The organism is Waterburya agarophytonicola KI4 (assembly GCF_020640915.1).
In the GTDB taxonomy this organism is placed as follows: domain Bacteria; phylum Cyanobacteriota; class Cyanobacteriia; order Cyanobacteriales; family Xenococcaceae; genus Waterburya; species Waterburya agarophytonicola.
The window spans coordinates 48,816-64,537 of record NZ_JADWDC010000010.1; the positions used below are offsets into that span (position 1 = coordinate 48,816).

General features: G+C 40.2%; 17 protein-coding genes and 1 other RNA gene. 7 read left to right on the forward strand and 11 right to left on the reverse strand.

Annotation, left to right across the window (positions count from 1 at the left end; genetic code table 11):
• Positions 1–81: 81 nt before the first annotated feature.
• Complete coding sequence (locus I4641_RS06125; RefSeq protein WP_229639591.1) at positions 82–927, reverse strand: alpha/beta fold hydrolase; 846 nt, start codon at positions 925–927, stop codon at positions 82–84.
• 71 nt (positions 928–998) lie between these two features.
• Here I4641_RS06125 and I4641_RS06130 point away from each other — a divergent pair, with 71 nt between their 5' ends.
• The 4 genes from I4641_RS06130 (at position 999) to dpsA (ending at position 5,001) form a co-directional block, all read left to right on the forward strand.
• Positions 999–1,964: an AAA family ATPase gene (locus tag I4641_RS06130; RefSeq protein WP_229639592.1), complete on the forward strand. Its 966-nt coding sequence runs from the start codon at positions 999–1,001 to the stop codon at positions 1,962–1,964.
• 29 nt (positions 1,965–1,993) lie between these two features.
• Entirely contained in the window at positions 1,994–2,863 is an 870-nt protein-coding gene (locus I4641_RS06135) for a lysophospholipid acyltransferase family protein (RefSeq protein ID WP_229639593.1), read from the forward strand.
• A gap of 59 nt (positions 2,864–2,922) precedes the next feature.
• Positions 2,923–4,128: an argininosuccinate synthase gene (locus I4641_RS06140; RefSeq protein WP_229639594.1), complete on the forward strand. Its 1,206-nt coding sequence runs from the start codon at positions 2,923–2,925 to the stop codon at positions 4,126–4,128.
• A 318-nt stretch (positions 4,129–4,446) separates the two neighbouring features.
• On the forward strand, positions 4,447–5,001 hold the full coding sequence (dpsA, locus tag I4641_RS06145; protein ID WP_229639595.1) for a DNA starvation/stress protection protein DpsA: 555 nt from the start codon (positions 4,447–4,449) through the stop codon (positions 4,999–5,001).
• A 124-nt stretch (positions 5,002–5,125) separates the two neighbouring features.
• On the opposite strand, the gene I4641_RS06150 is transcribed toward dpsA, so the two are convergent.
• From I4641_RS06150 to nuoH, 5 genes are all read right to left on the reverse strand, one after another.
• Complete coding sequence (locus I4641_RS06150) at positions 5,126–5,989, reverse strand: DUF5895 domain-containing protein (RefSeq protein ID WP_229639596.1); 864 nt, start codon at positions 5,987–5,989, stop codon at positions 5,126–5,128.
• A 335-nt stretch (positions 5,990–6,324) separates the two neighbouring features.
• The gene (nuoK, locus tag I4641_RS06155; protein ID WP_229639597.1) at positions 6,325–6,630 is read right to left on the reverse strand and encodes an NADH-quinone oxidoreductase subunit NuoK; all 306 of its coding nucleotides are present in this window, start codon (positions 6,628–6,630) and stop codon (positions 6,325–6,327) included.
• A gap of 32 nt (positions 6,631–6,662) precedes the next feature.
• Complete coding sequence (locus tag I4641_RS06160) at positions 6,663–7,280, reverse strand: NADH-quinone oxidoreductase subunit J (protein WP_229639598.1); 618 nt, start codon at positions 7,278–7,280, stop codon at positions 6,663–6,665.
• 55 nt (positions 7,281–7,335) lie between these two features.
• The gene (gene ndhI, locus I4641_RS06165) at positions 7,336–7,953 is read right to left on the reverse strand and encodes an NAD(P)H-quinone oxidoreductase subunit I (protein ID WP_229639599.1); all 618 of its coding nucleotides are present in this window, start codon (positions 7,951–7,953) and stop codon (positions 7,336–7,338) included.
• Positions 7,954–7,996: 43 nt separating this feature from the next.
• Complete coding sequence (gene nuoH / locus I4641_RS06170) at positions 7,997–9,115, reverse strand: NADH-quinone oxidoreductase subunit NuoH (protein ID WP_229639600.1); 1,119 nt, start codon at positions 9,113–9,115, stop codon at positions 7,997–7,999.
• A 143-nt stretch (positions 9,116–9,258) separates the two neighbouring features.
• Here nuoH and I4641_RS06175 point away from each other — a divergent pair, with 143 nt between their 5' ends.
• The gene (locus tag I4641_RS06175) at positions 9,259–10,683 is read left to right on the forward strand and encodes a carotenoid oxygenase family protein (protein ID WP_229639601.1); all 1,425 of its coding nucleotides are present in this window, start codon (positions 9,259–9,261) and stop codon (positions 10,681–10,683) included.
• Positions 10,684–10,704: 21 nt separating this feature from the next.
• Here I4641_RS06175 and I4641_RS06180 read toward each other — a convergent pair whose 3' ends face one another.
• The 5 genes from I4641_RS06180 to rnpB all read right to left on the reverse strand — a co-directional run bounded on the left by I4641_RS06180 (position 10,705) and on the right by rnpB (position 14,637).
• Positions 10,705–11,844 carry a helix-turn-helix domain-containing protein gene (locus I4641_RS06180; RefSeq protein ID WP_229639602.1) on the reverse strand — a complete coding sequence of 380 codons (1,140 nt, stop codon included), beginning with the start codon at positions 11,842–11,844 and terminating at the stop codon, positions 10,705–10,707.
• 107 nt (positions 11,845–11,951) lie between these two features.
• Complete coding sequence (locus tag I4641_RS06185) at positions 11,952–12,560, reverse strand: flavin prenyltransferase UbiX (RefSeq protein WP_229639603.1); 609 nt, start codon at positions 12,558–12,560, stop codon at positions 11,952–11,954.
• Positions 12,561–12,580: 20 nt separating this feature from the next.
• Entirely contained in the window at positions 12,581–13,333 is a 753-nt protein-coding gene (locus tag I4641_RS06190; protein ID WP_229639604.1) for a HEAT repeat domain-containing protein, read from the reverse strand.
• A 136-nt stretch (positions 13,334–13,469) separates the two neighbouring features.
• Positions 13,470–14,210 (reverse strand): ribonuclease III, encoded by a 741-nt coding sequence (gene rnc, locus I4641_RS06195; protein WP_229639605.1) that lies wholly within the window; start codon positions 14,208–14,210, stop codon positions 13,470–13,472.
• Positions 14,211–14,232: 22 nt separating this feature from the next.
• Positions 14,233–14,637: RNase P RNA component class A (gene rnpB / locus I4641_RS06200), an RNA gene on the reverse strand.
• Positions 14,638–14,713: 76 nt separating this feature from the next.
• Between rnpB and I4641_RS06205 the strand changes: the two genes are divergently transcribed.
• Positions 14,714–15,319 (forward strand): DUF3611 family protein, encoded by a 606-nt coding sequence (locus tag I4641_RS06205; RefSeq protein ID WP_229639606.1) that lies wholly within the window; start codon positions 14,714–14,716, stop codon positions 15,317–15,319.
• A 42-nt stretch (positions 15,320–15,361) separates the two neighbouring features.
• The gene (locus tag I4641_RS06210; RefSeq protein ID WP_229639607.1) at positions 15,362–15,715 is read left to right on the forward strand and encodes a DUF565 domain-containing protein; all 354 of its coding nucleotides are present in this window, start codon (positions 15,362–15,364) and stop codon (positions 15,713–15,715) included.
• Positions 15,716–15,722: the final 7 nt, after the last annotated feature.

A 15,722-nucleotide genomic window follows, 5' to 3' on the forward strand; every position in this document is an offset into this window, starting at 1 on the left:
AGCGGTATCCTTTAGGACGCCGTTAGGCGCAAGGGAAAAAACCTTGAGATCTCAAACAAGCTCAAAATGCGAGGGAGATAATTAAGTTGTTGGATTGCTATCTGATACTAGAACGCTAAAATCGGCGATCGCCCGATTAACTTCATCATCATACTCGGCAATCAATAAGTGTCCCGCTGTTGGTAAATGTAAATGTTTTCCCAAAGGGAAGCTATGGGCTAATTCTTTTCCCATTTGTTGAGTAAAACTAGGATCGTTTCCTCCAGAGATTACCAATACGGGGATCTTCTTTTTAAAAGATTGATGGCGTTGCCAAAAATTATAACCCCAAAATATTTCTAAAGCTTCATAGGGATGAGTTTTAGTTGGAATGGGGCTTTCGGCAAAAAATCGTTCGATTTTGGGATGTTGGTGATTGCTAGATAAACGATTAGTAACAAACTGTAATCCTGGGAAACGATATAAATGTCTGCCACCCCAAGCCAGAAATTTAATTAAGGGAATTTCCCACCAAGGATCGAGGTTGTGAGTTCCTCCAGCAATTAGAATCAAACCACGGGAATCGTTTCGTCTTGCCCACTCCAAACCAAGAGGAACGCCATAACTATGACAGCAAAGAATAGGATGCTTGACTTTATAGCGTCGCAACAACCGCCTCAAATCTCGGCGGTGTCTCCCCAAAGAATAGCGTTGGTAAGGACTGGACTGTCCGTGTCCCCCTAGATCGTAGGCTAAAACTTCCCTTCCCTGACGAAGAAAGAATTCATATTGCGATCGCCAGTTAAACCGATTACCCAAACCACCGTGTAAAAACACTAGCCCTGGGGTTTCGCCAGCATGATAGCTAACTTGTAGATTGACTCGACGACGCAGGGGTACTGATTTACCAGCCAACAAGTCAGATTCATCACTAGAGTTTTTATTCATACTCTAATTTTATGATGGTTTCTGGGCAATCTAGAACCAGAACTAAGGCTAATTAATCGAGAGAATGAGCTATGAGCGATCGCAATAATTCAGTACTTGGTAATATTACGGGAAAAGAAATTTATCAAAAGATTTATCAAAATATCCAACAGGTAATGAAAGGACAATCTGTTGCGATTAGGAATTTGTTAGCTGCCTTTGCTAGTGGCGGTCATATATTATTAGAAGACTATCCTGGTACGGGAAAAACTACTTTAGCCAAGGCATTGGCATCCTCTATTGATGCCAAGTTTAAGCGCATTCAATTCACCCCAGATCTATTACCCTCAGATATAATTGGTATTTCCATCTTCGACCAAAGCGATCGCTCTTTCCGCTTTCATGAAGGACCAATTTTTGCCAATATTGTTTTAGTCGATGAAATTAACCGCGCTTCTCCTCGTACTCAATCGGCATTATTAGAAGCGATGGCAGAATCTCAAGTCAGTGTAGATGGTCAAGTCAGAAAATTACCCGATCTATTCTTTGTCATTGCCACCCAAAACCCTGTGGGGTCTCACGGTACATATCCTTTACCCGAAGCCCAGATGGATCGTTTTGCCCTCCAATCAAGTTTGGGTTATGTTTCTGCTGAAGATGAAGTCCAAATTTTAAGCGATCGCATTCAAAGTAATTCTTTAAAGGAAATTAAACCTTGTGTTTCTCTCACAGAGGTAGTCTTACTCAAAAAACAAGTAGAACAAATTAGAATTAGCGACACCATGAAACGCTATTTAGTTGACTTGGTTAATGCTACTCGTTCTGCCGATGGGGTACAGTTGGGAGGAAGTCCTAGAGGCTCTTTAGCACTGATGAAAGTAGCTCAGGCTTTGGCTTTGTTCGATGGTTATGAATTTGTTACCCCCGATCACATTCAAGAGTTAGCAGTATCGGCGATCGCTCATCGTTTGGTCATGGAACCCCAGGCTCGTTTTTCAGGTCAAACTGCAACGGGAGTGGTGGAAGAAATTTTAACAACTATTCCCGTACCTGCTTAAGATCGTAGTCATTTGCTAGGCTTGGATAAATGAACAATAAAAAAAATAATAAAGTAGATAGCGATCGAAAAGCGAATGGGTGGTCTTTAGAAAATAGAGATCCTCAAGTAATTGAATCTTTGATGCCATTTTGGGAGTGGTTTTATAAATACTATTTTTGCGTTACTAGTGATGGTTGGGAACATATTCCCGAAGCAAAAACATTGCTAGTAGGTTCCCACAATGGAGGTCTGGCAACTCCTGACATGGTAATGACTATGTACGATTGGTTTGGTCATTTTGGAACGCAACGCCGTGTATATGGCTTAATGCATCCTAGTGTATGGAAGATTAATCCATCTCTAGGAAAAATTGCCGAACAAACAGGGGCAGTGGTAGCACATCCGCAAATGGCGATCGCAGCATTAAAAAGTAATGCTAGTGTCTTAGTTTATCCTGGTGGCGCGCAGGATGTCTTTCGCCCCCACAGTCAACGCAATCAAATTAACTTGGCTGGACGCAAAGGCTTTATTAAATTGGCTTTACGAGAAGAAGTACCGATTATTCCGATTATTTCTCACGGCGCACACGATACTTTATTTGTCTTGGGAGATATTTACGATCTGATGCAGCAATTTCACGAGTGGGGAATGCCTTGGTTGTTGGATACAGATCCAGAAGTCTTTCCTATTTATTTGGGTTTGCCTTGGGGTATTGGTTTTGGCCCCTTACCTAATATTCCTTTACCCGCAAAAATTCACATTCGCATTTTACCGCCCATTGTGTTTCCTAAAAACGGCAAAGAAGCTTCGCGCGATCGCAATTATGTAGATGAATGTTATGAAACCGTGATGAAGACCATGCAATCGGGATTGGATCGTCTAGTAAATCAAAAAAATATGCGGGAAAAACACCTTTAAGAGTTTCCTTTTCGGTACAATACCCCTTGAATTATTTATAGCAAAGGCAGATTATATCTATGGGACGTGCTAACAAAGTTGTTTTAGCTTATTCGGGTGGGGTTGATACCACTGTATGTATTCCTTATCTGAAAAATGAGTGGGGAGTCAAGGAAGTAATTACTCTGGCTGCGGATTTGGGACAAGGTGATGAACTAGATCCAATTCAAAAGAAGGCATTAAAGTACGGTGCAGTAGAGTCTTTGGTAGAAGATGCTACTGAAAGCTTTGTAGTGGACTATGCTTTTCCTGCTATCCAAGCCAACACATTATATGAAAATCGCTATCCTCTTTCTACTGCTTTAGCGCGTCCTCTGATTGCCAAACTGCTGGTAGATGCTGCGGAAAAATATGGTGCAGATGCGGTGGCTCACGGCTGTACGGCAAAAGGTAACGACCAAGTACGCTTCGATTTGGGTATTATGGCATTAAATCCCAAGTTAAAGGTATTAGCTCCCGCTAGAGAGTGGGGAATGAGTCGGGAAGAAGCAATTTCCTATGGCGAAAAGTTTGGTTTAGAATTTCCTGTTAAAAAATCTTCTCCTTTTAGTATCGATCGCAATTTACTAGGACGTAGTATTGAAGCTGGTCCTCTAGAAGATCCTATGGTCGAGCCTCCTGAAGAGATTTTTGTCATGACTAAAGCGATCGCCGATACTCCTGACGAACCTGAATATATTATCATTGGCTTTGAGAAAGGTCTTCCCGTGAGTATTAATGGAGAAAAACTCGCTCCCGTCGCCCTAATTACTAAATTAAACGACCTAGCAGGAAAACATGGTATTGGACGCATCGATATGCTAGAAAACCGTGTTGTGGGGATTAAATCGCGAGAAATTTATGAAGCACCAGCTTTACTTGTCTTAATTCACGCCCACCGCGACTTAGAAAGTTTGACTCTTACAGGAGATGTGACTCAATACAAACGGGGTATCGAACAATCCTATGGCGAATTAATTTATCAAGGCTTATGGTATAGTCCACTCAAGGCTGCGTTGGATGGCTTTATCCAACAGACTCAGGAAAGGGTTTCAGGAGAAGTCAGAATCAAGCTATTTAAAGGCAATGCAGTAATTGTCGGTCGTCAGTCGGATAATTCAATTTATGCCCCCGATTTGGCTACCTATGGTGCGGAGGATGAGTTTGACCACAAAGCAGCAGAAGGCTTTATTTACATCTGGGGTCTACCTACTAGAGTTTGGTCGCAGAAAACTAGAGGTATGTAATTGTTGGGTGGGACTTCTTGCCGTTAACTAGTTAAATAAGATTTCAGAGTGAGCGATCGCTCGCTCTTTATTTGATTTCTATTTCGGTTAACAATATTTACTTATTGATAACGATCGATAATTATTATATGTTTTTCAAACTCCTATATCACCCTGCTATGGTTGTAAAAAAAGCTTGTAATAATTGATTGAAAAGACTTATAGAGATTAAGCAAGCTGAATTTACAAAAGCTATTCCACAACTTTTTTATTCGCAATAAGCTTTTCATGTTAAGTTTATCTTGTCAATAAAGATAACTTAATGAAAGAGTAAGAATTATGTCTACTACCACAGGTTTACTACGTCCTTATGGTCATGTTGAAGATAATCCAGTTTTATTAGATAAAAGCGTCACCGAACCAGTATGCGAAGGTTTTAACGCCGTATTATCTAGCTTTCAAGGCTTATACTTGCAATATCAAAAGCACCATTTTGTAGTTGAAGGTTCTGAATTTTATTCCCTACACGAATTTTTTGCAGCCAACTACGAAGAAATACAAGGACATATTCACGAAATTGGCGAAAGACAAAATGGTTTAGGCGGCATTCCTGCGGCTAGTTTTAGCAAACTAGCCGAATTATGTTGTTTCGAGCCAGAAGCTGATGGTGTTTTTGGCGAGCGTCAAATGGTAGAACACGATCTTGCGGCAGAACAAGAAATCATTAAATTGTTACGTCAACAAGCATCTCAAGCAGAAAGCTTGGGCGATCGGGCTACTCGCTATTTATACGAACAAATCTTGTTGAAAACTGAAGAAAGAGCTTACCATCTCCAACACTTCTTAGTTCACGATAGTCTAACTTTGGCTTTTGTTGGCAATGGTGCTAACTAGGGGCGGAGATCCCAGTCTCTTCTAGGTTAACGATCTTGGAAGAGATGATTGTTGATTGTATCTCGACTTTTCGCCAAAATTTGATTATCTGTTTTGCAGACATAGGATAAATCCCAAGATAATTTTAAAAAGGTATAAGTTCTGGAGTTAATCCAGCTTCAATACCATTCTCTTCTGATACTTTTGGCGTGTCTAATATTGCCGAACTTTCTATTTCTGCGACATTATCTTTTGTTTCTGGTTTAATAGATTCGATTTGCAACCAAGATTCGGTACTCTCAATAAACCCTTTTATTTTATTACTTAGTTCCGAACCATTTTTGATAATTAAAGAACTAAAGTTAGACTTAGTTGGCTCTAAAAACGAATCGGTCATTACAGCAAAACTAGATTGACCGTTAATAGTAGAAGTTGCTTTTTGTCTGGTTAAATTTACCTGATAAACCCCGTGGGCATAGAACACTTCATTCTTGTCTACTGCCCGATCTCCCGTCAAACTTTTATATACTTGAAGAAACTTTTTACAGAAGGAACTAGGATTATTGTAGTAGCTATAGTTTTTGAGAAAAGTTAAGCCAGCATAGCCCGAACATTTTAATCGAAAAGGTAGTTCGGACAATGGCTTATTATGATCATTTAGAAACCAAACTACAACATAAGAAAAAGCTTTATATTCTCCCTCTTGAAACTTTTCTTTGTTATAAGCGATCGTTTCCACCTCGTTACTCATTAACGGTAATGAACGATTTAGAATTAATAGTCTTGGTTTGTTGGTAACTAATAAAATTTCGTTTGTACCGTCACTAAACTCGTGTTCTATTGGTTTCCAGCTATCGATTAATTCAAAGTTAGCTAATTCTGCATTAGAAGGTGTAATTGCAATCCCATAGTTTTTATTACTACCGTTCAGGAATTGACAGTAAGGAATGCTGGTTAATTCGCCTAAAAATTCTTCGCTATTAAAGCCAAAATCTTGATAGTTATTCATAGTTGCTGATTAATCATTAATTGTTTTATCAGTACTAATATACCATAAATTTCAATTAATTGATCTTTTAATCAACTTTTTTATTATAGCTTGTACGAGAATACTTTGTAAAACCTTTGTCTCCCGAGGAAAAAAGAAAAATATTACAAAATATTTCTTTAGGTATATTTTAAAATTATTAAACTCGCCTTAATCCAATTCTTACCGTCATCATTCAAAATAAGACATGACATCATCTTAATGACTAGCCTCACACCTGCTAGTTTCAAAAAAATAGCCGAGAATATTCTCGGCTTTCTCTATATATATGTATATCTATTCCTGTGTTAGGGGAATCACCATTTGAGCAAGTTAAATTGCTCCATGTCGATGGTGTTGCGGTTGCGATAAATAGCCAGCACAATCGCTAAACCGACGGCTGCTTCTGCTGCTGCGACGGTAATTACAAATACTGTAAAAACTTGACCCCTAATGTTCTCTGGATCTAAGTAGTTAGAAAATCCGACTAAATTCAAATTAACTGCGTTGAGCATCAATTCAATAGACATTAATACTCTAACTGCGTTACGGCTAGTAATCAGCCCATAAATCCCAATACAAAATAATGCTGCTGCTAATAGCAAAAAATATTCTAATTGCACTTTTATTACTACTCCCTTTTTTGTTACTGATGTTATGAATCTTGTTCTTCGCTACCTAACCTAGCTAATTCACGGGGACGCTCTGGTAAAGTTAAGCCTGTAGTTACAGTATTCTCATCCGCCATTGACTCAGGAATAAGATCGCGACGAGCCAAAATAATTGCCCCTACCATTGCCATCAAAAGCAATACTGAAGCCAACTCAAACGGTAGTAAATAATCGCTAAAGAAATGTTCGCCTAAAGCAATTACTGTATTGTCGACTACAGAGGGAGAAGTGGTAGACAAGGACCAAGGAGTGGCTAAAACCATTGTTCCCAAAAGAGCAAACAAACCAAAACAAACTACCCCCGTTGCCACTTTGCGAATTGTGCGTCCAGGAAGCTCGACATAGTCTTCCTGTTTGTTGACTAGCATAATAGCAAATAGAATTAGCACGTTAACCGCACCAACGTAAACTAAAATCTGAGCAGCAGCCACAAAATCGGCATTGAGCAAAATGTACAAACCAGAGATACTAATAAACACCCCTGCTAACAAAAAAGCGGAATGGACAATTTTGGGTAATAAGACAACTCCCAAAGCCGTACCAATCATCATCACCGCTAAAATGCCAAAAGAAACTATCTGTACTCCTTCAGCTAAATTCACTTTTTTCTCCTCTGTTTATATTGTGTAATTTTTATGACGAATGTAAAGATATCTTTTATCCTTCAGGTTTAGCTTCTTCTTTGGGTTTAGCGGCTTCTATCTCTTCAAGAATTTCTTCTGGACGTTTGCCAGCGCGTTGCGCTCCTTTTGCCAAACCATGAGGCTCTACTTCCCCTTTGGGTAGATAAGCAAACTCTTTGAGAGGAGTTACCATAGGATCTTGAGTCACTTTATAGGGTAAGCGTCCCAAAGCTACGTTGTCGTAATTAAGCTCGTGACGCTCGTAGGAAGCTAGTTCATATTCTTCTGTCATAGAAAGACAATTGGTTGGGCAGTATTCGACACAGTTACCACAGAAAATACAAACACCAAAATCAATACTGTAGTGATTGAGTTTTTTCTTTTTAGCTTTTTTATCAAATTCCCAATCTACGACGGGAAGATTGATCGGACAGACACGGACGCAAACTTCACAGGCAATACATTTGTCAAATTCGTAATGAATTCTACCGCGATATCGTTCGGAAGGGACAAGTTTTTCATAGGGATATTGAACCGTGACAGGACGACGGGACATATGGTCGAAGGTAACAGAAAGTCCCTGACCGATATATTTGGCAGCTTGCCAACTTTCCTTGGCATAATCCTGTACTTGCTTGAGAACTTTAAACATTTTGATCTACTTTGTTGTGTTTAGATATTTCTTGAGAATTTGCTTAACCACCAAATGCCATGGGGAAAGACAGCTTTAATGCAGCAGTAATCAAAAGATTAGCCAGAGAAACTGGTAACAAAAACTTCCAACCCAAATCTAATAGTTGGTCGATGCGGACGCGGGGTACAGTCCAACGCAAGAGGACAGCTATAAATACTAAGAAATAAGCTTTGATTAGGGTCATAACAATACCTAAAGAGGCAGTCAATACTTGTAACCAAGGAGTGGTTTCGGCAACTCCGATCCAATCTGCTAAACGATCTAAAGGGATGAAAAATTCCCAGCCACCCAAATATAAAACAGCAAAAACTAAAGCTGATAATACTAAGTTGACATAAGACCCCAGATAAAAGAGAGCAAACTTCATTCCTGCATATTCTGTCTGATAACCCGCCACTAATTCTTCTTCTGCTTCGGGTAAATCGAAAGGCAAACGCTCGCATTCTGCCAGTGCTGCAATCCAAAAGATGATAAATCCTACGGGTTGTCGCCAAATATTCCAGCCTAAAATTCCATAGCCTGACTGTTGCGCCACAATATCTACAGTACTTAGACTATTGGACATCATAACGATCGCCAGTACGGATAATGCCAAAGGAATTTCATAACTAATTGATTGTGCAGCTGCCCTCAAACCACCTAACAAAGAATATTTGTTATTGGAAGCATAACCAGCCATTAACAACCCGATAGGGGCAATACTAGATAAGGATATCCACAGAAAAATGCCGACATTGAGGTCTGTGACCACTAGATTTTGTCCAAAAGGAACGATGAGATAGGACAAAAATACTGGAACTACGACTAAGACAGGTCCCATGGTAAACAACCACGGATCTGCTTTGGCGGGGATAACGTCTTCTTTAAAAACTAATTTAATACCGTCAGCAACTGGTTGTAAAACGCCCAGTGGTCCAGCATATTCGGGACCTATTCGTTGTTGTGCCGCAGCGGATATTTTTCGCTCAAGCCAAACAACTACTAAAACCCCCACAGTTGCGCCAACGATCATCAACAACATCGGCAACGGTAGCCAAACAGCTTTAGCTAAACCAATGGGAAGCCCAAAATCTTGTAGAGTTTGGATAAAGCTTCCTTGTAAATCGATTCCTGAGTTCATTTTTTATATACAGTGTTAGGTTAGGCTAATCTCAAACTAGATCGAGCAGCTTATATAATTTTCAATGCTCACTACTGCATAGTATATCGTTGTCCGCTTGTCTATTCATCCTAAATTAGTTATAAAAAAGCAAAAATAAAGCCATGATAACTACATCTAAACAGAAAGCCTGGTCAAAAGCGATCGCCAAACCTGGGGTAGAATTCGATCGCACTGCTTTGTCAATTATCTCTGGAGCAATACCAACAGATCTTAAAGGTACGCTCTACCGCAATGGCCCTGCCAGGCTATCTAGGGGAGAAGAACGGGTGGGACATTGGTTTGACGGTGACGGGGCTATTTTAGGAGTTAGATTCGAGGATGGGGGAGGGACAGCTACATATCGCTATGTGCAAACTCAAGGATATCTTGACGAGGAAGAACAAGATAGTTTTATTTATCCCAACTATGGCATGACCGCCAAAGGAGCATTCTGGAATAATTGGCTAAAATCGGTTAAAAATGCAGGGAATACTTCTGTTTTAGCTTTACCAGACCGCTTGTTAGCTCTCTGGGAAGGTGGTAAGCCTCACGCTTTGGATCTGGATAATTTAACTACCTCTGGTATTGACGAGCTATCTGGGCTAACCCAAAAGCAGTCATTTTCGGCTCATCCTAAAGTTGATGCTTCCACGGGAGAAATATTTAACTATGGTGTAAGTGCTGGGGCTACCACTACGCTAAATTTATATCGTTGCGATCGCACTGGCAAACTTCAACACCACAATTCTCATTCTTTGTCTGGATTGCCCATCATTCATGATTTTTGTTTGGCAGGACAATATATGGTGTTTTTGGTATCCCCAGTCAGAGTTAATCTAGTACCTGTTCTTTTGGGACAGAAAAGCTATAGCGATGCCATGGAATGGAAACCCCAATTAGGTACAGAAATTCTCATATTTAATCGCCAGACTTTAAAGTCAGTCAGTCGGGGAGCAACCGATCCTTGGTTTCAATGGCATTTTTCTAATGGTTGTGTTAATGAAGAAGGCAATATTGTCACCGAGTTTATCCGTTATGAGAACTTTGACACCAATCAATATCTTAAAGAAGTCGCTTCTGGTTGCACCCAAACTCCTGCTAAAGGAACTTTGTGGCAATTAACTATCGATCCTCAAACAGCGCGGGTAATTGAAAATCAACAACTATCTAACACAGCAGGAGAATTTCCTTTAGTTGCACCGCAAAATGTGGGCAAACCTTGGCGTTATACTTACCTCAACGTCCATCGCTATGGGGTGACGGTGGGTGAAGAACTATTTAATGCGATCGCCAGTTTTGATCGACAAACCCATAATATGGCGATCGCCGATATGGGAAAAAATTGCTATCCTTCCGAACCCGTAATAGTTCCTCAGAAAGATAACCCCGAACGGGGTTGGCTGTTAACCGTAGTTTATGATGGAAATACAGATCGAAGCGAAGTCAGAATTTATCAAAGCGATCGCTTATTTGATGCTCCTGTTTGTCGCCTAGGATTACCTTCAGTGATTCCTCCTGGTTTTCATGGAACTTGGAAACAAGATTAACTTTTTTTTTAATTCAAATTTTTAATTCAAAGTAGAATAAATCTGTCCATCCATTAGCAATCTGGTGATTCCCTTTTCTTGAAGATAGCGGGAAGTTTTTTGTAGCATATTGCCGTCGGGTACTTTAATCACTCGCTCGCGACGATGAGAAAAACGTTTGGCAATACGGTGGTTGTCAAAAACAGGTAGGGTTCTTTGTCTTACTTCATCTTGAGGAATATCCCCTAAATCGGCAAATTCAGCCAGAGGTTTGACAATCAACTCAGCAGAGCGATCTATCACCAAATAGCAAATTCTAGGGAAAGTAGCTTGGGAAAGAGGTAAAATTTCCACATCGCTCAAACCAGAATCTCTTCTAGAATAGCTCAAGGTTGCTTTTTCTTCATCTTCCCAATCATCGTCTTCGTCATCGTCGTCTTCATCATCTTCTTCATCATTAATATCTTCAAGATCTTCTCCCAACATTTCTTTGAGAGTGATGATATTGACTTCATCATCATCATCATCGTCGTCGTCTTCTTCTTCCTCTTCTATTTCAAAGGATAAAGAATTAGCGATGTTGGGTTTCTCATTCTTGAGGATCAAACTATTACTTTTAGAAATTTTATCCCCATTATTATCTTCAACAGTAATGGTTGATATCTCTTTTGTTTGAGGATCAATTATCAGTTTTGCTGGCTTATTTTCTTCGAGGTCTTCCCTAACTTCCTCCCTAGTTTCTATAGTAGCTGTTTCTAATAATTCGACTTCATCATTAGCAGAAGAACGACGACGGCGACGTCTGGGTAGTGATTTAGATTCATTAGATTCAGTTGCTTCAATATCTGGAACTGCAACTACAATTTCAGGAGTTGGTGTTAGATCTCCCTCTACCTTTGATAAAGATTTTTGACGAGCTTTTTTAGTTTTGCTGCTTTTCTCTTTTACTTCTTTAATTTCTTTCTTCGCTGATTGTTTTTCTCCTCTAGGAGTTCGCGCCAAACGCTTCTGTTGAATCAGATCTTCATATTCTGTAGAAGATAGTTTGTTTTTAAGAAAGCGACTAATCGTAGAACTGCTTACTTCATAGCGATTTGCCAGAGTTGAAGTAGTTGCTTCAGAGTTACGATATAGCTGAAGAATTTCTTGCTTATCATCTTCGGTTAGTTTTCTGGGACTCATGCTTTCTTAATCCAACTTGTGAAATTTTCGGCTGTTTTGGTTCACCGTATTAATTATAGGGTGTTATGCCAGGGAACATACAGAGCAAAATCCCGTAAGGCGATCGATTAATTCCCCGACCAGCGTTTTAAAGGAATACAATCAATATCTAGGGTATCTAAAGCGCGAGCGACGACAAAATCTACTAAATCGTCAATTGTTTTGGGGTGATGATACCAAGCAGGAATAGCAGGGACTATTTTTACTCCCGCTTCGGCTAAGGCGGTCAGATTTCGCAGATGAATCAGACTAAAGGGCGTTTCCCGAGGAACTACCACCAGGGGTTTTCCTTCTTTGATTTGAACGTCTGCTGATCGCTCTAGAAGATCTGAGCTTAAACCCGTGGCAATTTTAGCTACCGTACTCATGCTACAGGGAATAATGACCATGCCCAAAGTACGAAAAGAGCCACTAGCAATATTATCTCCCACATCCCCCCAACGATGACAGTTGAGTTCACCCCCTTCTATCACCCCAGCTTTTTCTCGCCAAAAAAGTTCTTGAGTGTCTGGCTCAGAAGGCATTTTAATATTTTCTTCCGCTTGCCACACCATATAAGTCGCGCGAGAAGCTACTAGTTCGACGGTATAGTCGGCAGCTAGCAAATATTTCAAGGCGCGCACAGCATAAATTAGTCCAGACGCACCGCTAACGCCGACAATTAAGGGTTTATTCATGTAATAGTTTAATTAAATTATTAAATTAATCCTTCAAATTCTAGTTCTTCGATCGTCTGTAACCCACGAGGATCGCCGACTTTGAGAATAGCACTTCTAGCGTCATCTTTGACCCCAAAGTCTTCATCTTCTACTAAAGATTCAATCAGAGCATCGATCGCCGTGGCGTAAACTACATTGGAAGGTAATTCTCGGCATAACTGCCCTATTGCCCAAGCACAGTTACTTCTCACTGCTGGAGTAACATCTCTTCTCAAACCCTGAATTAGTGGTGGAATTGCGGCAATGATGTCTTCATAGCGTAAGGGAGCTATTTGTGCCAAACCACTAGCTGCCCACAGCCTCACTGCTGAAATATCAGTCTTTAGAGCATGAATTAGGGGTTGAATTGCCCGAGAGTCTTTGCTGTTGCCCAATGCCCAGACTATTCCTTTGCGAACATAGCCATTAAAATCTTCTGCCAATAGTGCGATCAATGGCTCTACCGCCGAATCATCTGTGTTACGCCCCAAGGCATAAGTAGTACTTACTCGAACCAAAGGACAAACATCTTCTAGTAATTTGATTAGTAGTGGTATGGAACGGGAATCTTTTAGTTCGCAAAAAGCCCTTGCCGCCAGCATTCTTTCCGTCGGTGTCTCTGACTTTAGAAGTAATAACATCCTTTCTGGATCTGGAGGAGGGATTTCAGCGATGGATTTTGCCGAATCAATCCGATCTAGAGGACTATTTAGCTCGGCGTCTACTATATTTAGTTCATCATTTTTCATCATCGCTCTGAGTCACTCTTTTGTTATCCGATCCGTAGCAGGTTGTTAAAATCTTACATTTTAAGCTTTTTTTATATTTCTATACTACTATTGGATCGCGGGAATAGTAATTACTAATTACCGATCGCTGGTTATGGAATCATCTTTCTTCTTGGGAAATTGATAAAAAGGCTTCTTTGGCAGCGGATTGTTCTGAGGCTTTTTTAGAACGTCCGTAACCTCGACCTAAAAAACGTTCTTTGAGCCATACTTCAGCCACAAAACGACTGTTGAGGATATTTTCGTCCGCCCTTGCTTTTGATGCTTGAAATGCTTGATTTTCTTTAACTTGATATTCTGGGAGGATTTTACATTTTCTTTGAGTCCATTCTTGTAGAGCATCTTTGTAGTTGAAGCGAGCAGGATCACTAAAAACTTCAGCCGATCTGGTTTTCAAGGTTAGATCGAGCCAAGGACGAATCAAATCCATATTGTGAGTACTCAGATACAAAGCCCCCAATACTGCTTCAAAAGCATCTGCCAACCAAGACTGTCTCCCCGCAGGGTTTCCTGTGGCATTGCTACCAATCAATAAATAAGGCTCAAGACCGTAATATTCTGCCAATTCCGCCAAAACGCGATCGCTTACCAAAATAGAACGAACGGCTGCAAATTCTCCCACAGGCTCTTGGGGATAGATTTCTAGCAGTAATTCAGCGGAGATTAATCTGACCACCGAATCCCCCACAAATTCTAACTGTTCGTAGTTTTCCACACGAGAAATACTAGGATGAGTCAAAGCCAAATCTAACAATGACCATTCAACAGGTGCAGTAGGAGGTAGACCTAACTTTTGAATAAACTTTTCTAGTTGTTTTTTTCTTCTGGGGTCTTCAAACATTTAGGTCGGCAAGAAATGAAATGGAAAGAGTTAGAACGTAAGCCGGATTCTGTTCCCAACCTTAGTAGTGCCGTAACACAATCTTCGGTTGAGGGTAGTTATCTATCTAGGATGTTTGTTACCAAACACCTCATGCAGTACTCCTAAATCGGGATTGGAAAAAGACCAACCATAATCCCTCCGACCTTGCTCCCTACTGGGGTTTACCGAGCCAGTATCTCTCGATACTGCTGGTGCGCTCTTACCGACACCTTTGCACCCTTACCAACCAATTAATTAATATTAACTGAGTTGGCGGTATTTTTCTGTGGCACTCTCCTCGCGATCGCTCGCACTGGGAATTATCCAGCAAGTATGGTCTTTCGGGAGTCCGGACTTTCCTCAAACCTGCCTCTAAGGACAAATTTGCAACTACCTCGCTAACTCTCTCATTTATCTAGTTTATTATTGATTGATATAGAACTTCAAATTATTTTTAATGTATATACTTGGGAAATGTAACTATGACTAAAGATTCAGATATCACCCCGTATTCCGATAGAGTTAGTTCTTCTTCTGCCGCACCTGCTTCTAAATCGGCACGAATGCGTAAAGTGGGAAATGCTCTTAAATGGGCTGGTTTGGCAGGATTTTGGGCGCAGTTGGTGTTGGGAGTTGTATCGACAGTGACTCTGGCTTTGGCAATTGTCAATCAAACAGAAAGAAGTAGTGCTGGGATTGGATTTAGTTTATTCTGTGCTGTATGTGGCTTAATTTGTTTAGTGGTGGGAATCTGCATTAACTTTAGATATGGCAAAATGGCAGATAAATTTGCTCGACCTAATTCTGTTCCACCGAAAAAGTCAACCACGATTAAAATGGTTCAGATTGCAATCGTCACCAGTATTATTGGTACGATTGTTACTATTTTGAGTGGAGAAACCATTACAGGGATCGTTCTTTCTAAGACCTTAGCTTTCGACCCTGCCAAGGTTTTTGGCAGCAAGAATAACACTGAGTTTGTTAATTCTTTAGACGTATTCATTATTCAAGCCTGCTTTAGCATTATCTTTGCCCATTGTGTTGGATTAGTAAGTTCTCTCTGGATTTATAGTCAAATTGATAAGTAACATTCTCATTCTTTGTTCCTGATTCCTCGTTCCTGAAACTAAATGCAACGTACTCGTCTTAATACTTTAGTAGAAATTACAGGCGATCGCCTTGAGTTATTATTTAGTAATCCCTGGCGACGTATTTCCCTCAGTTTGATTAGTATTCTCTTAGGATTTTTTATGGGTTCGGCATTGGTGACTACCGCAGGACAAGCTGCTATTTGGGATATGCCCGTTGCCGCATTGGTATTTACTTTTACGGAATTAATTAGCAGGTTCGTCTATGGTCGTCGTAACCGATCGCAAGATAATTTAAAACCAAAAAGACGATCGCTTTATCTTGATATTTTGAATTTATTTAAAGTTGGCTTAATTTATAGTTTATTTTTGGAAGCTTTCAAATTAGGCTCATAAACAATGG